The sequence below is a fragment of the Mesorhizobium sp. B4-1-1 genome, assembly GCF_006439375.1.
Classification (GTDB): Bacteria; Pseudomonadota; Alphaproteobacteria; order Rhizobiales; family Rhizobiaceae; genus Mesorhizobium.
Genome location: NZ_VFTH01000021.1, coordinates 56,766 through 77,709, shown reverse-complemented (window position 1 = coordinate 77,709; position 20,944 = coordinate 56,766). Strand labels below are relative to the sequence as shown.

The 20,944-nt window shown below is 63.7% G+C and carries 22 protein-coding genes and 1 pseudogene; 7 read left to right on the top strand and 16 right to left on the bottom strand.

The window, feature by feature from the left end:
* Positions 1-13: 13 nt before the first annotated feature.
* The 3 genes from FJW10_RS24600 to FJW10_RS24590 form a co-directional block, all read right to left on the bottom strand.
* Complete coding sequence (locus tag FJW10_RS24600; protein WP_140901994.1) at positions 14-1,168, bottom strand: ABC transporter permease; 1,155 nt, start codon at positions 1,166-1,168, stop codon at positions 14-16.
* Positions 1,165-2,043, bottom strand: coding sequence for an ABC transporter permease (locus FJW10_RS24595; RefSeq protein ID WP_140901993.1), 879 nt, complete (start codon positions 2,041-2,043; stop codon positions 1,165-1,167). The genes FJW10_RS24600 and FJW10_RS24595 overlap by 4 nt, the downstream gene beginning before the upstream one ends.
* A gap of 392 nt (positions 2,044-2,435) precedes the next feature.
* The gene (locus FJW10_RS24590; protein ID WP_140901992.1) at positions 2,436-3,227 is read right to left on the bottom strand and encodes an ABC transporter ATP-binding protein; all 792 of its coding nucleotides are present in this window, start codon (positions 3,225-3,227) and stop codon (positions 2,436-2,438) included.
* A 113-nt stretch (positions 3,228-3,340) separates the two neighbouring features.
* Between FJW10_RS24590 and FJW10_RS24585 the strand changes: the two genes are divergently transcribed.
* Positions 3,341-3,751, top strand: a complete 411-nt coding sequence (locus tag FJW10_RS24585) for a cupin domain-containing protein (protein ID WP_181177654.1) — start codon at positions 3,341-3,343, stop codon at positions 3,749-3,751.
* A 17-nt stretch (positions 3,752-3,768) separates the two neighbouring features.
* Here FJW10_RS24585 and FJW10_RS24580 read toward each other — a convergent pair whose 3' ends face one another.
* The 3 genes from FJW10_RS24580 to FJW10_RS24570 form a co-directional block, all read right to left on the bottom strand.
* A complete protein-coding gene (locus tag FJW10_RS24580) occupies positions 3,769-4,146 on the bottom strand; it encodes a hypothetical protein (protein ID WP_140901991.1) in 378 nt (125 codons plus the stop codon).
* Between the two features lie 2 nt (positions 4,147-4,148).
* Entirely contained in the window at positions 4,149-5,600 is a 1,452-nt protein-coding gene (gene hydA / locus FJW10_RS24575) for a dihydropyrimidinase (protein ID WP_140901990.1), read from the bottom strand.
* Positions 5,601-5,764: 164 nt separating this feature from the next.
* A complete protein-coding gene (locus FJW10_RS24570; RefSeq protein WP_140901989.1) occupies positions 5,765-7,015 on the bottom strand; it encodes a Zn-dependent hydrolase in 1,251 nt (416 codons plus the stop codon).
* A gap of 121 nt (positions 7,016-7,136) precedes the next feature.
* On the opposite strand from FJW10_RS24570, the gene FJW10_RS24565 reads away from it, so the two are divergent.
* Complete coding sequence (locus FJW10_RS24565; protein WP_140784129.1) at positions 7,137-7,775, top strand: TetR/AcrR family transcriptional regulator; 639 nt, start codon at positions 7,137-7,139, stop codon at positions 7,773-7,775.
* Between the two features lie 91 nt (positions 7,776-7,866).
* On the opposite strand, the gene FJW10_RS24560 is transcribed toward FJW10_RS24565, so the two are convergent.
* Positions 7,867-9,195 carry an aspartate aminotransferase family protein gene (locus FJW10_RS24560; protein WP_140647603.1) on the bottom strand — a complete coding sequence of 443 codons (1,329 nt, stop codon included), beginning with the start codon at positions 9,193-9,195 and terminating at the stop codon, positions 7,867-7,869.
* A gap of 239 nt (positions 9,196-9,434) precedes the next feature.
* On the opposite strand from FJW10_RS24560, the gene FJW10_RS24555 reads away from it, so the two are divergent.
* Complete coding sequence (locus FJW10_RS24555) at positions 9,435-10,064, top strand: TetR family transcriptional regulator C-terminal domain-containing protein (RefSeq protein WP_140828898.1); 630 nt, start codon at positions 9,435-9,437, stop codon at positions 10,062-10,064.
* A gap of 248 nt (positions 10,065-10,312) precedes the next feature.
* Here FJW10_RS24555 and FJW10_RS24550 read toward each other — a convergent pair whose 3' ends face one another.
* A complete protein-coding gene (locus FJW10_RS24550) occupies positions 10,313-11,185 on the bottom strand; it encodes a helix-turn-helix transcriptional regulator (protein ID WP_140901988.1) in 873 nt (290 codons plus the stop codon).
* Positions 11,186-11,288: 103 nt separating this feature from the next.
* Between FJW10_RS24550 and FJW10_RS24545 the strand changes: the two genes are divergently transcribed.
* A complete protein-coding gene (locus FJW10_RS24545; RefSeq protein ID WP_140901987.1) occupies positions 11,289-12,134 on the top strand; it encodes an SDR family oxidoreductase in 846 nt (281 codons plus the stop codon).
* Positions 12,131-12,854: pseudogene (locus FJW10_RS24540) on the top strand (SDR family oxidoreductase). Before FJW10_RS24545 ends, FJW10_RS24540 begins: the two are co-directional and overlap by 4 nt.
* Before the next feature lie 12 nt (positions 12,855-12,866).
* Here FJW10_RS24540 and FJW10_RS24535 read toward each other — a convergent pair.
* The 7 genes from FJW10_RS24535 to FJW10_RS24505 all read right to left on the bottom strand — a co-directional run bounded on the left by FJW10_RS24535 (position 12,867) and on the right by FJW10_RS24505 (position 18,757).
* The gene (locus tag FJW10_RS24535; protein WP_140828891.1) at positions 12,867-13,361 is read right to left on the bottom strand and encodes a DUF3592 domain-containing protein; all 495 of its coding nucleotides are present in this window, start codon (positions 13,359-13,361) and stop codon (positions 12,867-12,869) included.
* A gap of 91 nt (positions 13,362-13,452) precedes the next feature.
* Positions 13,453-13,830: a DoxX family protein gene (locus tag FJW10_RS24530; protein WP_140901986.1), complete on the bottom strand. Its 378-nt coding sequence runs from the start codon at positions 13,828-13,830 to the stop codon at positions 13,453-13,455.
* A 63-nt stretch (positions 13,831-13,893) separates the two neighbouring features.
* Positions 13,894-14,352 carry a carboxymuconolactone decarboxylase family protein gene (locus tag FJW10_RS24525; RefSeq protein ID WP_140901985.1) on the bottom strand — a complete coding sequence of 153 codons (459 nt, stop codon included), beginning with the start codon at positions 14,350-14,352 and terminating at the stop codon, positions 13,894-13,896.
* 37 nt (positions 14,353-14,389) lie between these two features.
* Positions 14,390-14,908, bottom strand: a complete 519-nt coding sequence (locus FJW10_RS24520; protein WP_140901984.1) for an Rrf2 family transcriptional regulator — start codon at positions 14,906-14,908, stop codon at positions 14,390-14,392.
* Positions 14,909-15,228: 320 nt separating this feature from the next.
* Positions 15,229-16,542 (bottom strand): NAD-dependent dihydropyrimidine dehydrogenase subunit PreA, encoded by a 1,314-nt coding sequence (gene preA / locus FJW10_RS24515; RefSeq protein ID WP_140901983.1) that lies wholly within the window; start codon positions 16,540-16,542, stop codon positions 15,229-15,231.
* A 2-nt stretch (positions 16,543-16,544) separates the two neighbouring features.
* Positions 16,545-17,909 (bottom strand): NAD(P)-dependent oxidoreductase, encoded by a 1,365-nt coding sequence (locus FJW10_RS24510; RefSeq protein ID WP_140901982.1) that lies wholly within the window; start codon positions 17,907-17,909, stop codon positions 16,545-16,547.
* A gap of 113 nt (positions 17,910-18,022) precedes the next feature.
* Positions 18,023-18,757, bottom strand: coding sequence for a gamma-glutamylcyclotransferase (locus FJW10_RS24505; RefSeq protein ID WP_140901981.1), 735 nt, complete (start codon positions 18,755-18,757; stop codon positions 18,023-18,025).
* 267 nt (positions 18,758-19,024) lie between these two features.
* Between FJW10_RS24505 and FJW10_RS24500 the strand changes: the two genes are divergently transcribed.
* The gene (locus FJW10_RS24500) at positions 19,025-19,801 is read left to right on the top strand and encodes a VOC family protein (RefSeq protein WP_140901980.1); all 777 of its coding nucleotides are present in this window, start codon (positions 19,025-19,027) and stop codon (positions 19,799-19,801) included.
* 30 nt (positions 19,802-19,831) lie between these two features.
* On the opposite strand, the gene FJW10_RS24495 is transcribed toward FJW10_RS24500, so the two are convergent.
* Complete coding sequence (locus FJW10_RS24495; protein ID WP_140706732.1) at positions 19,832-20,320, bottom strand: hypothetical protein; 489 nt, start codon at positions 20,318-20,320, stop codon at positions 19,832-19,834.
* Between the two features lie 209 nt (positions 20,321-20,529).
* Between FJW10_RS24495 and FJW10_RS24490 the strand changes: the two genes are divergently transcribed.
* On the top strand, positions 20,530-20,919 hold the full coding sequence (locus tag FJW10_RS24490; RefSeq protein ID WP_140706457.1) for a DoxX family protein: 390 nt from the start codon (positions 20,530-20,532) through the stop codon (positions 20,917-20,919).
* Positions 20,920-20,944: the final 25 nt, after the last annotated feature.

Here is a 20,944-nt window from a genome sequence, read left to right as displayed (position 1 = left end):
AAACCCACCGCCCCTATCCACCTCGGACAGAGGGATGCCAAAACGTGACGGCTCTCTCGATGAGAGCGACCACGCCATAAAAGACCGAACCCGCAAGTGCTGCAACTGCGATTTCGGCCCACACCATGTCGATGTTCATCCGCCCGACTTCCGTAGAGATGCGGAATCCCATGCCGACTACCGGCGTGCCGAAGAACTCCGCGACGATGGCGCCGATCAGCGCCAGCGTCGAGTTGATCTTCAGCGCATTGAAGATGAACGGCATTGCGGCCGGCAGCCTGAGCTTGAGCAAGGTCGGCCAATAGCCCGATGCATAAGTGCTCATGAGGTCGCGTTCCATATGCCCGGATGCGGCCAGCCCGGCGACCGTGTTCACCAGCATCGGGAAGAAGGTCATGATGATGACGACCGCGGCCTTGGACGGCCAGTCGAAGCCGAACCACATGACCATGATCGGCGCGACGCCGATGATCGGCAGCGCCGAAACCATATTGCCGATCGGCAGCAGGCCGCGCCGCAGGAACGGCACGCGGTCGGCGAGGATGGCGACGATAAAGCCGGCGAGGTTGCCGACGATGTAGCCGATCAGCACCGCCTTGAAGATCGTCTGGCGCACGTCCGACCCCAGGACCGGCAGCGAGTTGGCGATACGCGCGCCGATGGCGCTTGGCGGCGGCAACAGGATGAAGGGGATGCCGGCGCCGCGCGTCACCGCTTCCCAGATGATCAGGATCCAGGCACCGAAGATCGCCGGGATGATCAGGCGCAGCGCAGTCTTCGCCCAGCCCTGCGCGGGGCGTAGTGACGACAGCAAGGCGACACAGCGCCAGGCAAGCAGCCAGGCGGCGGCAAGCAGCAGGAAATACGGCGCCAGCGCCGTGCCTTCGAAACCGGCTATGCCCTTGATCAAAAGCCAGGCTGCGGCATGGGCGCCGACGAACAGCAGAATAGCCTCAACGATCGGCGTGAGCCGCACCATCGAGACCAGTGCCGCGATGAGCAACAGCCCGATGATCAAACCCTTCGCGCCCATATAGGGATAGGCCAGCGTTGCGGCCGGCTTCGCCAGCGCGGCGGCTTCCGGCTTCGACATTGCGCCGAGCGCGAAGGCGATGAGGCACAGCGCAATCGCCAGCACCGGTTGCCAGGACGGTTTCAACCAGCTCATGCCGGCCTCCCGCCCATGGCGCGGTCGACGAGGCGGCCGGCAATGCCGACGACCATCACCAGCAGCGCCGCGACGATCGAGCCCGCAACCAGGGCCGACCAGATATCGATGGTCTGGCTGTAATAGGCGCCGGCGAGCAGCTTCGCGCCGATACCGGCGACCGCTCCGGTCGGCAGCTCGCCGACGATGGCCCCGACAAGGCTTGCCGCCACCGCCACCTTCATCGAGGTGAACAGGAACGGCACCGAGGCCGGCACCCTGAGCTTCCAGAATGTCTGCGAGGCGCTGGCGTTATAGGTATGCATAAGATCGAGATGCATGAGCTCGGGGGAGCGCAGGCCCTTCACCATGCCGACGGCGACCGGAAAGAACGACAGATAGGTCGAGATCAGCGCCTTGGGGATCAGGCCGGTGATGCCGATCGCCGCCAGCACCACGATGATCATCGGCGCCACCGCCAGGATCGGAATGGTCTGCGAAGCGATGATCCAGGGCATCAGGCTGCGGTCGAGCGTCGCCACATGCACGATACCCACCGCAATCAAGATGCCGAGCGCCGTGCCGAAGGCAAAGCCGAGCAGTGTCGAGGACAGTGTCACCCAGGCGTTGTAGACCAGGCTGCGGTTCGACGTGACGGATCGCAAAAAGGTGTTTTCGAAGAAGTTCACCGCCACCTGGTGCGGCGCCGGCAGCGTCGGCTTCGGCTGCAAAAGCGTCTTGCCGATGAACTCGACGGTGCCGGGCGTCTCCTTGGCTCGGCGGTCGAGGTCGCGCTGGAACGGCGCGTTGAGGATGACGGCAAAGACATACCAGAGGATTACCACGCCGGCGAGGATGGTGCTGACGGGGATGATTTTCGAGCGGAAGTTATCCATTCACGGCGCCTCGCGGGCCACACGCCTTCGTCATCCTAGGGCGGAGCAAGGAGCGAAGCGACGCGGCGCAGACCCTAGGATCCATGCCGTTACCCCTCCGTTCCGCAACGGTGCGGAACAAGGCACCTTTCGCCCTGCGGCGTTTAGCGGCCATTCTGCATCGTTTTGACCCTTCGACCAGCGTCACGGAATGGGTCCCAGGGTCTGCGCTCCGCTTCGCGTCGCTACGCCCTAGGATGACGAAATCGCGGTGGCCGGCTTCCTTAACACGCGGGGTGGCGCGCCTGCTCCGCCCTAGGATGACGAAGGCGCGAGTGGCCGTCCCCTCACCCGGCCGCTGCGCGGCCACCCTCTCCCCGGAGGGGAGAGGAGAGAGCTCATCCTCCCGCCCCTCAATCATCATAGCTGTGCCCTGCCCTCAAGCCATCCCGCACCCGCGCGGCGATCGCCAGGAATTCCGGCGTCTCACGGATGTCGAGCGGCCGCTTCCTCGGCAGCGTCGATTCGATGATGTCGGTGACGCGGCCGGGCCGCGGCGACATCACCACGATGCGCGTCGAGAGATACACAGCCTCGGGGATCGAATGGGTGACGAAGCAGATCGTCTTGTTGGTGCGCTCCCATAGTTCCAGAAGCTGTTCGTTCAGATGGTCGCGCACGATCTCATCGAGCGCGCCGAACGGCTCGTCCATCAAAAGCAGGTCGGCATCGAAGGCGAGAGCACGTGCGATCGAGGCGCGCTGCTGCATGCCGCCGGAAAGCTGCCAGGGATATTTCTTCTCGAAGCCCGAGAGGTTTACCAGCTCCATCGTGCGCTTGATGCGCTCGGCCTGCTCGGCCTGGGAGAGACCGATGATCTCCAGCGGCAGCGCCACATTGCGCTCGATCGTGCGCCACGGGAACAGGGCCGCCGCCTGGAACACATAGCCATAGGCGCGTTTCTCGCGCGCCTGATCTGGCGTCATGCCATTGACGGAGATCGCGCCCGAGGTTGCCTTCTCCAGGTCGGCGATAACACGCAGCAAGGTGGTCTTGCCGCAGCCGGACGGGCCGATGAAGGAGACGAATTCGCCTTTGCGGATGGTCAGATCGACATTGGAGAGCGCCTGCACCGGACCGTCATTGGTCTGGAAGGTGAGGCCGAGCTTGCTTGCCGAAACGACGGCTGGCGGCTGTTCGGTCATTGGGCGCAGCCTGCCTTTCGCCGCCGTTGCCGCGCTGTCCGCAATCCGGTTGATTTTATGATAGCGTTGCTTTCCACTCGTCCTGTCCCACCCGATCGACGCCGCCCGGAGCCTTGCCGATGTCGCCTAAACCCACCTGTCATCTCGTTCGCCCCGAAAGCACCTATCAGGGCAAGCAGGGGCTGAGCTATTTCGCCGGCATCGCCGCCGAAACCGTCGGCTCGTCCGGCATCTGCATGCATCTTCTCACTATGCCGCCCGGCGCCCGCGCCAAGGCGCATATGCATGAAAGCCACGAGACGGCCATCTACGTCCTCTCCGGCGAAGTCCACACATGGTACGGCGACCGGCTCGAGCATCATATCGTCGTCAAGGCCGGCGACCTCTTCTACATTCCGGCGGGCGTGCCGCATCTGCCGGCCAATCTGAGCAACGCCCCGTCCTCGGCCGTCATTGCCCGCACCGATCCCAACGAGCAGGAGAGCGTCGTCCTGCTGCCGGAACTGGATGCTCTGGTCGCCTGAGGCTGGTGGGACCGCCGTTACTTGCACCGGGAGACTTCGCCCATCACATTGCCGTCTTCATCGGCCACCACCAGCTTCTTCGCGTTCTTCGCGCTGCGCTTGATGGTGAACTTGGTCGGCGCCTGCCCCTCTTCGCCTTCCGCCTCGCATTTTGCCGTCATCACCAGCGATCCATCGGCCTGCGCCTGGCTGTCGCTGAAGGTGCAGGCGCTGGCCGCCGTGATCAGTTCCTTGTCGGTCAAAAGCAGCATCTTGTCGGCGGCGACCTCCTGGCCGTTCCGGTTGATGCAGCCATATTTGTCGCCATAAGGCTTGGACAGGTCTATGCCCGCCGCCTGGGCATGGCCAGCGTCCAGCATCGCGGCGACCGCCAGGAGCAGGTAAGGAGCCCGCATGGTCAGACCCCGGTGGCCGGAATGCCGGTTCGCTCCACCTTGCGCGGCGCGGAAATCTCCTTCCAGGTCGACAGCGCCCGGTTGACCGCGGCGTTCGGCTCGCGGGCGACGAACTCGCCATGGCCGGCCCTGGCCTTGACGTCCGCCTCCTCGATCGACAGTTCGCCGCGCGAGAAGACGAAGCGCGGCAGGCCCGTCACCTCGACGCCTTCGAAGACATTGTAGTCGATCACCGACTGCTGCTTCTTGGCCGAGATCGTCTTCTTGCGCTTCGGATCCCAGACCACGATGTCGGCATCGGCGCCTTCGACGATCGCGCCCTTCTTCGGATACATGTTGAGGATCTTGGCGATGTTGGTCGAGGTCACGGCGACGAACTCGTTCATCGTCAGCCGCCCGGTGTTGACGCCTCTCGTCCACAGAACCGGCAAGCGGTCCTCGAGCCCGCCGGTGCCGTTCGGGATCTTGGTGAAGTCGCCGACGCCGTTGCGCTTCTGTTTGGTGGTGAAGGCGCAGTGATCGGTCGCCACCACTTGCAGCGATCCGGCCTGCAGGCCGGCCCACAGCGAATCCTGATGCAGCTTGTTGCGGAAGGGCGGGCTCATCACGCGGCGCGCCGCATGATCCCAATCCTTGTCGAAATATTCGCTCTCGTCGAGCGTCAGGTGCTGGATCAGCGGCTCGCCGAACACCCGCATGCCCTTCTGGCGCGCGCGGCGGATAGCCTCGTGGCTCTGCTCGCACGAGACATGCACGACATAGAGCGGCACACCCGCCATGTCGGCGATCATGATGGCGCGATTTGTCGCCTCGCCTTCCACTTCCGGCGGACGCGAATAGGCATGGCCCTCGGGGCCGTTGTTGCCGGCGGCGAGCAGCTTTTGCGAGAGTGCGGCGACCACATCGCCATTCTCGGCATGGACCAGCGGCAGCGCGCCGAGATCGGCGCAGCGCTGGAACGACGCATACATCTCGTCGTCGTCGACCATCAGCGCGCCCTTATAGGCCATGAAGTGCTTGAACGAGGTGATGCCCCGGTCGACCACTTGAGCCATCTCGTCGAACACCTGCTTGCCCCACCAGGTGATCGCCATGTGGAAGGAATAGTCGCACGATGCCTTGGAGGTCTTGTTGTCCCACATCTGCAGCGCCTCCAGCAGCGACTGCTGCGGCGCCGGCAGGCAGAAATCGACCACCATGGTCGTGCCGCCGGAAAGAGCCGCGCGCGTGCCGGATTCGAAATCGTCGGCCGAATAGGTGCCCATGAACGGCATTTCGAGATGGGTGTGCGGATCGATACCGCCCGGCATGACATAGCAGCCCGTGGCGTCGAACTCGTGGTCACCGTGCAGGTTCGAGCCGATGGCGACGATCTTGCCGTGCTGCATCAGCACGTCGGCCTTCCACGTACGGTCGGCGGTGACGACGGTGCCGTTCCGGATGACTTTGGTCATATCTGTTCCCCTGTTCTTTCGCGCTTCTTTGCGAGCGGTGTTGCGAGGTGATTGGTCCAGAGCAATTTCAGGAAAAGTGTGAAGCGGTTTTCCGTCCGAAATTGCGTTAAAACAAAGAGATAGAGCAATCGGCGTTTCCGTGAAACGGCGATTGCTCTAGTCGGTCATTCGACGATTCCCGCCGTTTCGACAACCGCGTGGAACAGCACGTTGGCGCCGGCGGCCGCCCATTCCCGGGTGATCTCCTCGGCCTCGTTGTGGCTGAGCCCGTCGACGCAGGGGCACATCACCATCGCGGTCGGCGCGACGCGGTTGATCCAGCAGGCGTCGTGGCCGGCGCCGGAGACGATGTTGCGATGCGAGTAACCCAGCCGCTCGGCGGCGTCGCGGATCGCCTTGACGCAGTTCTTGTCGAAGGTGACCGGATCGAAATGGCCGACCTGCTCGATTTTGTATTTGATGTCGAGCGCGTCGCAGATCGTGTCGATGCCTTCACGGATCCGGCCATCCATGGCGTCGAGTACCTCCTTCTCGGGCGAGCGGATGTCGATGGTGAAGACCGTGCGGCCGGCAATGATGTTGCGCGAGTTCGGATAGACTTCCATATGGCCGACCGCGCCGACGGCGTCGGGCTGGTAGTCCATGGCGATCTCATGCACCAGCTCGATGACGCGCGCCATGCCGAGCCCGGCATTGCGGCGCTTCGGCATCGGCGTCGAGCCGGTATGCGCTTCCTTGCCGATCAGCGTCACCTGCAGCCATTTCAGGCCCTGGCCGTGGGTCACGACGCCGATATCGATGCCTTCGTCCTCGAGGATCGGCCCCTGCTCGATATGCAGTTCGAAGAAGGCATGGATCTTTCGGTCGCCGACCTTCTCGCTGCCCTTCCAGCCGATGCGCTCGAGCTCTTCGCCGAACTTCTTGCCGTTCTTGTCGGTGTGCTCGTAGACGTCGGCCTGGTCGAGCACGCCGGCGAACACGCCGGACGCCATCATCGCCGGCGCGAAGCGCGCGCCTTCCTCGTTCGTCCAGTTGGTGACGACGATCGGATGTTTCGTCTTGATGCCGAGATCGTTGAGCGAACGCACGACCTCCAGCCCGCCCAGAACGCCAAGCACGCCGTCATATTTGCCGCCGGTCGGCTGCGTGTCGAGATGGCTGCCGACATAGACGGGCGGCAGGCTGGGATCGGTGCCCTCGCGGCGGGCAAACATGGTGCCCATCTCGTCGACGCCCATTTCGAGCCCGGCGGCATCGCACCAGCGCTTGAAAAGATGGCGGCCCTCGCCGTCCTCGTCGGTCACGGTCTGGCGATTGTTGCCGCCGGCAATGCCGGGGCCGATCTTCGCCATCTCCATGATGGAATCCCACAAACGGTCTGAATTGATTCGCAGATTTTCGCCGGGTGCGGCCATTTGCGGTTCCCATTTTCACCAGGGGTCTTGTCGCCCCTTGAGTGGTTTGCATCCTGACCGTATGGTCAGCTTTCAGACTACACAAGCTGACCAAGCGGTCAACGAGAATCTTGGGGGAGACATGACCGAACCCACCCGTCCCATGCGACGCCAGGATATAAGGCGGGAGAATGAAAAAGCCATCCTGCTCGCCGCTGAAAAGGTGTTCGCGGAGGCAGGGTTCGGCGGCGCCACGATGCAGCTGATCGCCGATCTGGCGGGGCTGCCAAAGGCAAATCTCCACTATTATTTCGCCACCAAGGAGGAGCTCTACCGGTCCGTCGTCCAGAATATTTTCGAGATCTGGCTGCAGGCGGCCAATTGCTTCGACGCCGCGCGCGGCCCGGTTGACGGCATCAGCGCCTATATCGACGCCAAGATGGAAATATCGCGCCGCCACCCGGACGGGTCGAAGGTCTGGGCCTCGGAAGTGATGCACGGCGCGCCGGTGCTTCAGGACTATATGGAATCGACTTTGCGCGAATGGACCGACGGCCGCGTCGAGATCATCGGGCGCTGGATCGAGGAGGGCAAGATGGACCCGGTGGACCCGCGTCATCTGCTCTACATGCTCTGGGCCACGACCCAGCACTACGCCGATTTCGGCCACCAGATCGAGACGCTGAACGGCGGCAAGTCGCTCTCCGACCGGCAATGGCGGGAAGCCAAGGAAAACATCAAGCGGGTGATCCTGACAGGCATCGGCGCGCAGCCTGCCTAATCACACCGAAGGTCGGCGCGGCGGCGTCGACCTCAGCCAGCGGCTTCGCGGACACCCTCCCCTCAACGGCAAGGGTGTCCGCGCCGGCTTGTCAGTCGATCGACCTCAGCACATCGCGAACATGGTCGATGAGTTCGTTGATCTGGCCCTTGGTGATGATCAGCGGCGGCGACAGCGCGATGATGTCGCCGGTGGTGCGGATCAGCGCGCCGCGCTCGAACGCCTTCACGAAAGCCGAGAACGCCCGCTTGGTCGGGCTGCCGGCGATCGGCGCCAGCTCGATCGCGCCGATCAGGCCGATGTTGCGGATGTCGATGACATGCGGCTCGCCCTTCAGCGAATGCAGTGCATCTTCCCAGTAAGGCGCAAGTTCCTCGCCGCGCGTCAGCAGGCCCTCTTCCTTGTAGGTGTCCAGCGTGCCGAGCGCCGCGGCACAGGCGATCGGATTGCCCGAATAGGTGTAGCCGTGGAAGAACTCGATCATGTGCTCCGGGCCGGTCATGAAGGCGTCGTGGATCTCCTTCTTGACGAAGACCGCGCCCATCGGGATGACGCCGTTCGACACGCCCTTGGCGGTGGTCATGATATCCGGCGTGACGCCGAAATAGTCGGCCGCGAACGGCGCGCCGAGACGGCCGAAGCCGGTGATCACTTCATCGAAAATCAACAATATGCCGTGCTTCGTGCAGATTTCCCGAAGTTTCTGCAGATAGCCCTTCGGCGGCAGGATGACGCCGGTGGAGCCGGCGACCGGCTCGACGATGACGGCGGCGATGGTCGAGGCGTCATGCAGGGTGACGAGACGCTCAAGCTCGTTGGCGAGCTCCGCGCCATGTTCCGGCACGCCTTTCGAAAAGGCGTTCTTCTCCGGCAGGTGCGTGTGCGGCAGATGGTCGACGCCGCCGAGCAGCGTGCCGAACATCTTGCGGTTGGAGACGATGCCGCCGACCGAAATGCCGCCGAAATTGACGCCGTGATAGCCGCGCTCGCGGCCGATGAGGCGGGTGCGCGAGCCCTCGCCCCTGACCCGGTGATAGGCGATCGCCATCTTGAGCGCGGTCTCGACCGATTCCGAACCGGAGTTGGTGAAGAAGACATGGTCCATGCCCTTGGGCGCGATGTCGACCAGGCGGTTCGCCAGTTCGAACACGATCGGGTGGCCCATCTGGAAGGCCGGCGCATAGTCGAGCTCGGCGGCCTGGCTCTGGATAGCCTCGGTGATCTTCGGCCGGCAGTGGCCGGCGTTCACGCACCACAGGCCCGCGGTGCCGTCCAGCACCTTGCGGCCGTCGCTGGTCGTGTAGTGCATGTCCTTGGCGGACACGAACATGCGCGGCGCCTGCTTGAACTGCCGGTTTGCCGTGAACGGCATCCAGAATGCGCTGAGATCGTTCGGCGTGACTTTCAGCCGGTTGGACATGACCAAGACTTCCCCTTGTAAGCGTGTTTCGGTGCGGCCAACGCTTGGTCTTTGCTGCGTTTTCGTGCTACGCAAAATTTTGACCGGTTGGACAAACGTTAGTGCCGCCTGTCGGCGGTCAAGGGATTACTAGCGGAAATGCGGCATCGAAATCGCGCTCCACAGCCCAGGGAAAAACTGGTCCAGACAATTGGTCCAGAGAGCCCACGCGAAGCCGGCCTGCAACGATGACGGACACGATGGAAAGCTCCGCTCCCCGCCGCACCCGCATCCAGCAGGAAAAGCGCGAGCTCATCCTGGAAGCCGCGCTCGAAGTCTTCTCCGCCAACGGTTTTCGCGGCTCGACCATCGACCAGATCGCCGAAGCCGCCGGCATGTCGAAGCCGAACCTTCTCTATTACTTCCGCCGCAAGGAAGACATTCACGAGACGTTGATGCAGCGCCTGCTCGACACCTGGCTGGCGCCTTTGCGCGAGCTCGACGACATCGGCGACCCGCTGACGGAGCTCAGAAGCTACATCCGCAGGAAGCTCGAGATGGCGCGCGACTTCCCGCGCGAAAGCCGGCTTTTCGCCAACGAGATCCTGCAGGGTGCGCCGCGCATCAAGCCGATGCTGGAGGGAGAGCTGAAGACCCTGGTCGACGAGAAGGCCACCGTCATCAAGGGCTGGATGCGCGCCGGCAAGATCGCCCGCACCGATCCTTGGCACCTGATCTTCTCGATCTGGGCGACGACGCAGCACTATGCCGATTTCGACGTCCAGGTCCGCGCCGTGCTCGGCGTCGATCGCGGCGGCGACGGGCGCTTCGAGGACGCCGCGCGCTTCCTGGAGCAGCTGTTCCTGGATGGGCTGAAGCCGAAGGGCTAGCGAACGACCTGCCGACCCATGGAGATTAGCCGAAGCGTCCAACACTTCGTCATCCACGGGCGGAGCAAGGAGCGAAGCGACGCAGACCCGAGGATCCATTCCGTGACCTCGGAGCGCCGCTACGGTGCAGAATTCTGCACCGCTGCACTCCATCGCAAAAGTAACGGAATGGATCCTCGGGTCTCCGCGTCCGCTTCGCTCCCGCTGCGCCCGTGGATGACGAAGCCGAGACGTGCCGTCAGCGAACCTCACGCGCTGCGCCGTTCGCCCGGAAGCCCCTCAAGCAGCTTCTGCAGCTTCACAACCGAGTTCTGCTCGGCAAGCGGCGTGTAGACGATCAATCGCATGTCCGAGCCGTCGTCGATCGACAGGCTCATATGCTCGAACGTCATGGCGCCGGCGATCGGATGGCGCAGATGCTTCAGGCCGGAGAGCCGGTGCACCACATCGCGTTGCGGCCACCACTCGCGGAATTCGGGACTTGAGCGCATCATCAGCGCGATCAGCCGCTCGAAGTCCGGATCGCCGGTGTATTTCGCGCTCTCGGCGCGGAACGCGGCAAGGGTCGCGCGCGCCAGCTGTTCCCAGTCCACCAGCAGATGCCGCCGGTGCGGATCGGTGAACACCCCGTGGATGATGTTGCGGGCATCGCCCTCCAGCAGGCCGTAGTCGCCGAAGATGGCGACGGCCGCGTCATTCCATGCCAGCACGTCCCAGCGCGGGCCCACGACATAGGCGGGCTGCAGGACCAGGCTCTGCAGCATGTGCAGCAACGGTCCCTCGACCTTTACCTGTACGATGCGCCGCTGCTCCGGCTGCTGGCGGCCGGCGAGCGTGAACAAATGCCGCTGCTCGGCGCCGTCGAGCCGCAATGCCTGGCAGAGCGCGGTCAGCACCTCGACCGAAGGACGCACGTCCCTGCCCTGTTCCAGCCACGTGTACCAGGTTGTGCCGACCCCGGCGATCATCGCCACTTCCTCGCGCCTCAGCCCGGGCGTGCGCCGCCGCTGACCGGCAGCGATGCCGGTCTCCGAGGGCGAAAGCCGCTCGCGGCGGGAACGCAGGAAGGCGCCGAGTTCGCGCCGGCGGTGATCTTCGGGGGAATGGGCGATGGCATCCATGCATCTATTATAGCAGTACCGATACCAGGATAAAGTTTGAACTGTTTAAGCCTCGCGCCGTGTCCCATCTTTGCGTTCAGAGCAGCGCAAGGAGGCTCCGAACATGGAACTCAAGGACAAAACCATTCTCGTCACCGGCTCGACCGACGGCGTCGGCCGCGTGGTCGCCGAGCGGCTCGGCGCGGCCGGCGCGCGCGTGCTGGTGCATGGCCGCGACGAAGGCCGCGGCAAGGCGACCGCGGCCGCCATAGAAGCAAAAGGCGGCAAGGCCGAATTTCTCGCAGCCGACCTCGCTTCGCTTGTCGAAGTACGCCGCCTCGCCGAAGCCGTGCGAACAAAGACCGACCGGATCGACGTCTTGATCAACAATGCCGGCGTCGGCACCGGCGGCCAGGGCGCGAAGCGGCAGGTCAGCATTGACGGCTATGAACTGCGCTTCGCCGTCAACTATCTCGCCGGTTTCCTGCTGACCTCGGAACTCTTGCCGCTCATCAAGGCAAGCGCGCCGGCGCGCATCGTCAATGTCGCCTCGGCCGGCCAGCAGGCGATCGACTTCGACGACGTGATGCTGACGCATGGCTACAGCGGCGTGCGCGCCTACTGCCAGAGCAAGCTGGCGCAGATCCTGTTCACCGTCGACCTGGCTCAGCAGCTCGACGGCGCCGGCGTCAGCGTCAACGCCTTGCACCCGGCTAGCTACATGGACACGACCATGGTCCGGCAGGCCGGCGTCACGCCGTGGAGCTCGGTCGAGACCGGCGCCGACGCCATTCTCAACCTCGCGACGTCGCCCGCGCTCGAAGGGCGCAGCGGCCTCTATTTCGACGGCCAGCGGGAATCGCGCGCCGACGCGCAGGCCTATGACGAGAAAGCCCGCCGCCGGCTGCGGACCTTGAGCCTCGAACTGATCGAGCGTCCATCCTCCAAATCCAAAGAACAACATTCATGAGCGAGACCATCGAACACTGTGTCATCATCGGCGGCTCATCCGGCATCGGCCTTGCCACGGCCAAACGGCTGGTCGGCCCCACCATGAAAGTGACCATCACCGGCCGCAACGAGGAGAAGCTCAAAGGCGCGTGGAAGGCCCTTGGCGGCACCGTCGGCAAAGCCGCGTTCGACGCGACGAAGCCGGGCGAGGTTCGGCATTTCTTCGACGGTCTCGGGCCGTTCGATCACCTTGTCCTCGCCGCGAGCGGCGGCAAGGGATTGGGGCCGTTCGCGACGCTCGACCTCGCCGATATCGGCAGTGGCGTCGAGGAAAAGATCCGGCCGCAATTGTCCTGTCTGCAGGCGGCCCTGCCGACCATGAACAAGGCCGGATCGGTCACCTTCATCTCGGCCGTCTCGGCGCAGATTGCAGCGCCCGGCGTCGCCGGTATCGGCGCCATCAACGGCATGCTGCTCACCGTCGCGCCGATCCTGGCTGTCGAGCTGAAGCCGCTGCGCGTCAACGTCGTGGCGCCCGGCGTCATCGACACGCCCTGGTGGGACTTTTTGCCGGACGATCAGCGGCCAGGCTGTGTTTGCCGAATATGCCGGCAAGACACCGGTCGGCCGCATCGGCCGCGCCGAGGACGTCGCCGAGGCGATCGCCTTCCTGGTCTCCAACGGCTTCATGACCGGCCAGGTGCTGACTTGCGACGGCGGCCTGCGCTACGCCGCCTGAGCGGCAAATGGATCAATTGGGAAGGAAACCAGGCAGGAAGGCGAGCAGCATCAGCCCGATAACGACCGCGTACCAGACAAGGAGGTGGATCGCCTTCGTCAGGCGGCGGCCCACCTCGCGTGCCCGCTTCGGGTGAAGCGGATCGTAGATCACCTCGACCGGCGCGCCGACGGTCCTGGTCGTCTTGTAGACCGGCAGGCTCGAGTCGAAACGCCACATCTTGCCCTCCCGGTCGGCGAATTCGATAACCGGTGTATCCGGCCCGTCGCTCGACTTGTCGATGCTTATAACCCTGCCGGCGGCCAAGACGCCGCGTCGCCTGAGCACGGCATCGCCATAGGTCTGTATGGCGACGAGCACCAGGAAGAAGGCGCCGCAGAGAAAGCACCAGATCTGGATGTCGCTCGGATGCCCGCCCAAGGCTTCGGCGATTGCCCGGAACGGAAACAGCGCCTGATGGAAGGCTTCCGAGACGCGCGCCCAGAATGCTGTCCAGCCCTGCTCCATCGCCGCTCCACCCGCGCCAACCCGCAGCTTTCATACAGGACAATCGCGACGGAGCGATTAACGCCGGCCATCGATTGCGCTGGCCGTTGGGTCAGAGATAGTTCACGACCAGCGCTAGGAAGCCTCCACCCAGCCCAACATTGCTGACGACACCGTTGATGCGGGAGGCGCGGTCCGCCCCTTGATGGTCCCAAAAATTGTGGAACATCGGCGTCGCGACGATGAGGAAGACGATCAGCGCGGCGGCTGCCAAAGCGGTCCAAAGACCGGCGATCACCAGCGCGCCGGCAACGACTTGCAGCACGATGCCCAGCCACAGAGCCAGTGCCGCCTGCGGCACGCCACGCGCGACCATCAACGAAGCGACCAGCTTTCTGTTCTGGATGTTGCGCAGGCCGGCAAAGACGAAAGCACCGCCCAGCAGCAGCCGCGCCGCGACCAGAATCTCGTTCTGAAAATTCGCAAACATGTCGTTGATCCTGAAAATGAAAAGCGCGAGCCCGTCGCAGGCCCACGCTATCGATGGATATCCTTAGGCGGCCTTGGCCGACGGCATCGGATGGATGGCGTGGAACGGAATGCAGAGCCGATTCCAAGTGTTGATCATGCCGAGCGCGACAGAGAGCTTGACCAGTTCCTCTTCCGAGAAATGCTCGAGCGTGCGGGCGTAGAGCTCGTCCGACACGCCATTGTCGGCGATCAGCGTCACCGCCTCGGTCCACGCAAGGGCGGCCCGTTCGCGCTCGGAAAACAGCGGCGATTCCTTCCAGGCAGCGACCAGATAGAGCCGCGTTTCGGTCTCGCCGTCGCGCCGCGCCTCGCGGCTGTGCATTTCAACGCAATAAGAGCAGCCATTAATCTGCGAGGCCCTCAGCTTGATCAGATGCAGCAGGCTCGCTTCCAATCCGCATTCGTCGACGGCCTTGTTGAGCGCCGACACCGCCTTCATGATCTCGGGCGCCCTGGCAAAGAACTGCAGTCTCGGTTTCATCGTCTTTTTCCTTTCGGGCTTGGGATGGTCTAGAGGTTCAAATCTGCTTCGGCGAAGCGGATTTCTGGAGCCGCTGGTGGCGCTCGACGAAAGCGCAACTCGCGGCATAGGATCGCGGATCGCCTTCGGCCGCATACTCCGCCACGATGTCAGAAATCCTCACTTCAGCGAGCGCTGCCCGATAGGCGCGCTCGGCCTTGAGCATCGCGGCGTTGATGCCGCAGGGTTTGACATAGGCCGAGGCATCGATCTTGACCGGGCCACGCTGGCGGATTTCGCCGCAGCGGAACGCCGGCTCCCGTCCCTCGACGGCCAGCACGACCTCGAGCAGCGTGATCTGTTCCGCCGCCCGCGCCAGCCGATAGCCGCCCGCCGGCCCTGGCACCGATTCCAGGATGCGCGCCGCCGTGAGTTGGTTGAGATGTTTCAGGAGATAGCTCGGCGACAGCCCGAAGCACTCGGCAAGCGCGGCGCCAGGCATGGTGCTGTTGCCATCGACGCTGGCAAGCGTCGCCGCGCAATGGATGGCCGCCTCAACGCCTTCGCCCAGCTTCATCGTGCCGATCTCCAATTCATGGATAGAGAGTATCGTGGATAATTTCTATCCGCAATAGGTAAAACGAGAATTGCTCGCCAATTAACAACAACGGCAATGTGAGCGACAACGTCTGGTGATTTCCGACACACGCCGCTTCGACGAACTAGGGTTTCTCGCACCCGCTTGGAAATGTGGCACGCCGTAGCCGCAAACGAGGCGCAAGGAATGGCAACAGGCAATCAGGGGCCTCGGCGGTGTCCGGCCGTCCCGAAGACCCCTCTCTCTGTCCCGGCTTCGCCGGGCCACCTCTCCCCTCTGCGTGGGGCGAGGAACCAAGCTTATTCCGCCGCCACCTTAGCCATCGGATTGTTGGGGTGCGTCGTCCAGTTGGCGTAGATCGGCGACACCGGCTTGCCGGTGCGCTGGTCCATCACGCCGGCGGCCAGCGGCTCTATGGTGATGCAGCCTTCGACCGGGCAGACATTGACGCAGAGATTGCAGCCGACGCATTCGGCCTCGATAACCTCGAAATGCCTGGCACCGTCGACCATGCTGGTGATCGCCTGGTGCGAGGTGTCCTCGCAGGCGATGTGGCAGCGGCCGCACTTGATGCAGGCATCCTGGTCGATATGCGCCTTGGCGACATAGTTGAGGTTGAGATACTGCCAGTCGGTGACGTTGGGCGTGGCGCGGCCGATGATGTCGGAGAGCGAGGCGTGTCCCTTCTCGTCCATCCAGTTCTCCAGCCCGGCGATCATCTCCTGCACGATCTTGAAGCCGTAGGTCATCGCCGCGGTGCAGACCTGCACGTTGCCGGCGCCGAGCGCCATGAATTCAGCGGCGTCACGCCAGGTGGTGATGCCGCCGATACCGGAGATCGGCAGGCCATGCGTTTCGGGATCGCGCGCGATCTCGGCCACCATGTTCATGGCGATCGGCTTCACCGCCGGACCGCAATAGCCGCCATGCGAGCCCTTGCCGTCTATGGTCGGCTGCGGGGCGAAACTGTCGAGATCGACGCCGGTGATCGAGTTGATGGTGTTGATCAGCGACACCGCGTCCGTGCCGCCGGCAAGTGCCGCTCGCGCGGGCTTGCGCACATCGGTGATATTCGGCGTCAGCTTGGTGATGACCGGCATTCGGGTATTCTGCTTGCACCAGCGCACCACCATCTCGATGTATTCGGGCACCTGGCCGACGGCCGCGCCCATGCCACGTTCCGACATGCCATGCGGGCAGCCGAAATTGAGCTCGATGCCGTCGGCTTCCGTGTCCTCGACCACCGGCAGGATTGCCTTCCAGGCGTCCTCGACGCAGGGAACCATCAGCGAGACGACGATGGCGCGGTCGGGCCAGTCCTTCTTGACCTGCTTGATCTCGCGCAAATTGACCTGCAGGTCGCGGTCGGTGATCAGCTCGATATTGTTCAGGCCGAGCAGGCGGCGGTCGGCGCCCCAGATCGCGCCGTAGCGCGGGCCGTTGACGTTGACGACCGGCGGGCCCTCTTCGCCCAGCGTCTTCCACACCACGCCGCCCCAGCCGGCCTGGAAGGCGCGGATGACATTGTAGGCCTTGTCCGTCGGCGGCGCCGAGGCCAGCCAGAACGGGTTGGGCGACTTGATGCCGACGAAATTGTTGCGGATGTCTGCCATGCTCATGCCCTCCCGTTAGAGGTCAGTGCCCGATGGATGCTCTCGGCGGCGTCGCGCCCTTGAGCCACCGCCGAAACCGTCAGGTCGTCGCCGCCGAAGATGCAGTCGCCGCCGGCCCAGACTTTTGCCAGCGAAGTGCGGCCTTCCGCATCGACCCTGATGCGTCCGCCTTCGAGGTCGATCTGCTCGCCGCTGCCGTTGAGATGTGCCGGCACGAAGCTCTGGCCGATCGCCTTGAACACCTGGTCGGCGACAAGCGTGAGCCGTTCGCCGGTGCCAGTGAGCTTGTCGCCGCTGATCGCGGTGTATTCGAGCTCGATCGCGGAAACCTTGCCGTTCTCGGCAATAACGCGCTTCGGCTGCAGCCAGTGACGGATGGTGACGCCGTTGGCGGCGGCCAGGTCCTGTTCGAAGGCGGACGCGTTCATGTGCTCCTGGCCGCGCCGGTAGCAGACCGTCACCTCTTCCGCGCCGAGCAGCTTCGACTGCACGGCGGCATCGATCGCCGTCATGCCGCCGCCGATGACGACGACGCGCCGGCCGACCGGCAGGCTGGAAAGGTCGCTCGCCTGGCGCAGTTCCGAGATGAATTCCACCGCATTGGTGACGCCATCCGCGTCCTCGCCATCGGCGCGCAGCGCATTGACGCCGCCGAGCCCGAGCCCAAGGAACACCGCATCGTAGTTACGCATCAGGTCGGCAAGCTGGAAGTCTCGGCCGAGCGCCTTGCCGTTCTGGATATCGATGCCGCCGATCGCTGTGACATAGTCGACCTCGGCCTGGGCGAAATCGTCGACGCTCTTATAGGCGGCGATGCCATATTCGTTGAGGCCGCCGGCCTTCGGCCGCGCCTCCAGGATCGTCACCTCATGGCCATGACGGGCAAGGCGATGCGCTGCAGCCAGCCCGGCCGGCCCGGCGCCGACCACGGCGATGCTCTTCCCGGTCGGCTCGGCGCGCTTGTAGAACTGCTTGTCCTCGCTCATGGCGACGTCGGTTGCGTAGCGCTGCAGCCGGCCGATCTGCACAGGCTTGCCCTCCGCCACCTCGCGCACGCAGACCTCCTCGCACAGCGTCTCGGTCGGGCAGACGCGGGCGCACATGCCGCCAAGGATGTTCTGGTCGAAGATCGTCTTGGCCGAGCCCAGTGGATTGCCGGTCGCGATCTGGCGGATGAACAGAGGGATGTCGATCGAAGTCGGACACGCGTTCATGCACGGCGCGTCGTAGCAGAAATAGCAGCGATCGGATTCGACCAGCGCCTCATGATGATCGAGCGGCGGATGCAGGTCGGAAAAATTGTCGGCATATTGCTCGGAAGACAGCCGGCCGCCGGCAATGCCTTCGATGAAATGACCAGTCGCCATTCCAGCTCCCCTTGTTGTCGTTTTGGGAAGGCTAGCACGTTTTATTTTTTTATCAATTGGTCAATTTTCGGCCAAGCCACTGTATTGGTTGAGCAAAAATATGACAAATGAAGTCATGTTATAGCCACCTCGGTGACCTCTGCTATGGCACGGCTTGTGACCTTGTGGCCATGGATCGACCGGATCTCGTCCGCCACCAGTTCCTGCAGCCGCCACAGATTGCGGTCATGGATGCCGAATGTCTCAAGGTGGCTGACGGTGTTGTAGAGATATTCGGCGCCGGAACCGACATGGCCGCACGCGCGAGCCAATATCTTTGCTACGCTCTCCAGCGGCTGCCCGAGAGACGTCCCCCTGCCGGTGACGCCGACCCAGAAACCGAGCGCCCTGAGCGATCCTTGCACGGTGCGCACTGGGACCCATCGCACCGAACTGACGGCCTCGTGATCGTCAATCTCGCGCCGCAGCAGCCTTTCGATCTGGGCGGACCTGTCACCGTCCGGCAGGCGGTAGATCACGCCATCGCAGCGTCCGCCGCGTTCGAGCGCCATCATCAGTCCGGGCTGCTCGGCGCTGCCTCTCCAGCGCACGAGATCCAGGCAGAAGGAGCGGTGCCAGCCATGCGCGGCGGCGCGTCGTTGCTCGACGGACTCGAAGGCCGGTTTCCAGATCAGCGAGCCATAGGCGAACACCCAGAGCGGACCTTCATCGGCCTCGCCGGCAAGACGCGTGGCGAGCGCCCGGAAATCATCGTCGCTTAGCTGTGTCCAATCCCCGCTGGGGCCAGGGTCGACCTCCTCCCGATGGCACAGAGCGACAAGCTCCGGCGTCAGTGACATGTGGCGCATGGATCGAAACCCCTCATCGGCAACAAGCAAAGTCGAAAACCCCATGGCGCGCAAGATTGCGAATCCTAAAGCATCACGCAGGAACGGATCGGAGCGAGGCGCGCTTTGATGCATGTCGTCGTCGCAAAACCGCTGCGCGCCCTAGGCGATATGCGCTGGTGCCTTGCCGTCCTCGAATTCCGGCCCAGATGTCGGATTTCTGTCGCCTGGATCGTCCTAGGATGGATCGAACCGCGATCGCTGCCTGAACCGGTGAGGAGACCGACCATGCCGAAATCCCCGCAACCTTTCTTCTGGTACGAACTGATGACCACCGACCTCGACGCCGCCGAGGTTTTTTATACCGCCGTTGTCGGCTGGCGGGCCGAGCCCTTCGACAAGACGCCTGGCATGCCGCGCTACATCGTGATGAATTCCAGCGTGCGCGGCGTCGGCGGGCTGATGACGATGCCGGAGGAACCCGCCAAGATGGGTATGCCGCCGGCCTGGGTGGGCTACATCTACACCAAGGACGTCGACGCCTCGACGCAAGCGCTCAAGGACGCCGGCGGTGCGGTGCACCGCGCGCCGGACGACATTCCGGGCGTCGGCCGCTTCGCCGCCGTCGCCGACCCGCAAGGCGCGGCCTTCATGTTCCTTCAGCCCAATCAGCCTGAACAGCCGCCGGTGCCGGCGACCACACCCGGCCATGTTGGCTGGCACGAGCTCTACACCTCGGATTGGAAAGCCGCCTTCGACTTCTATTCCAGCCAGTTCGGCTGGGAGAGCGCCGGCCAGTTCGATATGGGCGAGATGGGCATCTACCAGACTTTTGGCGCCGGCCCCGAATCCGGCGGCGGCATCATGAACAAGCCGCCGCAAATCCCGATTCCCGTCTGGCAGTTCTATTTCAACGTCGATGCCATCGACGCTGCCGCCAAGCGCGTCGCCGACAATGGCGGCAAGGTCATCATGGGACCGATGGACGTGCCGAGCGGCCAGTGGATCATCCAGTGCCAGGATCCGCAAGGCGCGCATTTCGCGCTGCTGGCGTCGACGCGGTAACAGCGCTTGCTTGGATGGGCTGGCGCCGGATCACTCCGGCGTCAGCACAGCCACCTTCAGATCGGCCTTTTTTGCGCCGCTGATCTGGATGATCGCCGCGCCGCCGGCGAGCTTGAAGCGCACGCTCTTGCGGATGCCCGGGCAGGTCTTGACGCCGCTGAAAGCCGCCGATTTTACGGTCTTGCCGTCCTGCACGACATCGATCCAGGCCTCGTCGGACAGGCTGAGCTGCAGCTCGCCATCAGGCGGCACGGCCACGCTGGCCGTCGCGCCGAACGTGCCGGCTGCCGGTGCGCGTTCCGGCGGCACTTCAAAGCTGACCGTGTCGACGGCCTCGAGCGAGAAATCCACCGCTTGCCCGACTGTCAGGGAGGTGCCGGACTGGGCGGCCGGCGCCGCTGGGAACAAGGCCTGCTCGCGCGCAACCGGCCATTTGAAGGCATCGCAGCCCCCGTCAGCGGCCGCAGCGAAGCTGGTGCCTGCAAGGATTGCGAATAGGCTGATGAGGATTTTTTTCATGGCAAAGCGGACCCGTATGGTTTGATGTCTCGGCATATCAATACAACCATAGGGATAAATATGCAACCATTGCGAGAACATTTATTGGGAGGTGAACCCATTTTCACTCACCGATTGTTGATGGTGGGGCCATGGGAAGTGAGTGGTCCATTGCCCGGTGACAATTTATGGCCGGGCGGGGGTAAAGGCGGGGGTAAAATGGAGTTTAGATGAAGCTTTTTGAGAGCCTTGCTCAGTACCGGCCGCAGGCGCTGGGCGTGCTGCGCATCATGACCGCGTTGCAGTTCATCGAACATGGCTCGCAGAAGCTGTTCAATTTCCCGGTCAGCGCTCAGCCGCACGCCCTCACCGGGCTAACGACGGCGGCCGGCATTCTCGAATTCGCCGGCGGCATCCTGCTGGCGCTCGGGCTCTTCACCCGCCCGGTCGCCTTCCTCTTGGCTGGCGAAATGGCCATCGCCTATTTCATGGCGCACTTCCCGCGCGACTTCTTCCCCGTAAACAACGGCGGCGACTTGGCGATCTCCTTCTGCTTCATCTTCCTCTATCTTATATTCGCCGGCCCAGGCGCCTTCGCGCTGGACAACCGTCGCGGCTGACAAAGCATGCACAAAGCCAAGAATC

What these genes read in the sequence shown, in the direction of transcription:
- FJW10_RS24600 (WP_140901994.1), bottom strand. Translation starts at nt 1,168, where the DNA reads ATGAGCTGGTTGAAACCGTCCTGGCAACCGGTGCTGGCGATTGCGCTG.
- FJW10_RS24595 (WP_140901993.1), bottom strand. Translation starts at nt 2,043, where the DNA reads ATGGATAACTTCCGCTCGAAAATCATCCCCGTCAGCACCATCCTCGCC.
- FJW10_RS24590 (WP_140901992.1), bottom strand. Translation starts at nt 3,227, where the DNA reads ATGACCGAACAGCCGCCAGCCGTCGTTTCGGCAAGCAAGCTCGGCCTC.
- FJW10_RS24580 (WP_140901991.1), bottom strand. Translation starts at nt 4,146, where the DNA reads ATGCGGGCTCCTTACCTGCTCCTGGCGGTCGCCGCGATGCTGGACGCT.
- hydA (WP_140901990.1), bottom strand. Translation starts at nt 5,600, where the DNA reads ATGACCAAAGTCATCCGGAACGGCACCGTCGTCACCGCCGACCGTACG.
- FJW10_RS24570 (WP_140901989.1), bottom strand. Translation starts at nt 7,015, where the DNA reads ATGGCCGCACCCGGCGAAAATCTGCGAATCAATTCAGACCGTTTGTGG.
- FJW10_RS24565 (WP_140784129.1), top strand. Translation starts at nt 7,137, where the DNA reads ATGACCGAACCCACCCGTCCCATGCGACGCCAGGATATAAGGCGGGAG.
- FJW10_RS24560 (WP_140647603.1), bottom strand. Translation starts at nt 9,195, where the DNA reads ATGTCCAACCGGCTGAAAGTCACGCCGAACGATCTCAGCGCATTCTGG.
- FJW10_RS24555 (WP_140828898.1), top strand. Translation starts at nt 9,435, where the DNA reads ATGGAAAGCTCCGCTCCCCGCCGCACCCGCATCCAGCAGGAAAAGCGC.
- FJW10_RS24550 (WP_140901988.1), bottom strand. Translation starts at nt 11,185, where the DNA reads ATGGATGCCATCGCCCATTCCCCCGAAGATCACCGCCGGCGCGAACTC.
- FJW10_RS24545 (WP_140901987.1), top strand. Translation starts at nt 11,289, where the DNA reads ATGGAACTCAAGGACAAAACCATTCTCGTCACCGGCTCGACCGACGGC.
- FJW10_RS24535 (WP_140828891.1), bottom strand. Translation starts at nt 13,361, where the DNA reads ATGGAGCAGGGCTGGACAGCATTCTGGGCGCGCGTCTCGGAAGCCTTC.
- FJW10_RS24530 (WP_140901986.1), bottom strand. Translation starts at nt 13,830, where the DNA reads ATGTTTGCGAATTTTCAGAACGAGATTCTGGTCGCGGCGCGGCTGCTG.
- FJW10_RS24525 (WP_140901985.1), bottom strand. Translation starts at nt 14,352, where the DNA reads ATGAAACCGAGACTGCAGTTCTTTGCCAGGGCGCCCGAGATCATGAAG.
- FJW10_RS24520 (WP_140901984.1), bottom strand. Translation starts at nt 14,908, where the DNA reads ATGAAGCTGGGCGAAGGCGTTGAGGCGGCCATCCATTGCGCGGCGACG.
- preA (WP_140901983.1), bottom strand. Translation starts at nt 16,542, where the DNA reads ATGGCAGACATCCGCAACAATTTCGTCGGCATCAAGTCGCCCAACCCG.
- FJW10_RS24510 (WP_140901982.1), bottom strand. Translation starts at nt 17,909, where the DNA reads ATGGCGACTGGTCATTTCATCGAAGGCATTGCCGGCGGCCGGCTGTCT.
- FJW10_RS24505 (WP_140901981.1), bottom strand. Translation starts at nt 18,757, where the DNA reads ATGCGCCACATGTCACTGACGCCGGAGCTTGTCGCTCTGTGCCATCGG.
- FJW10_RS24500 (WP_140901980.1), top strand. Translation starts at nt 19,025, where the DNA reads ATGCCGAAATCCCCGCAACCTTTCTTCTGGTACGAACTGATGACCACC.
- FJW10_RS24495 (WP_140706732.1), bottom strand. Translation starts at nt 20,320, where the DNA reads ATGAAAAAAATCCTCATCAGCCTATTCGCAATCCTTGCAGGCACCAGC.
- FJW10_RS24490 (WP_140706457.1), top strand. Translation starts at nt 20,530, where the DNA reads ATGAAGCTTTTTGAGAGCCTTGCTCAGTACCGGCCGCAGGCGCTGGGC.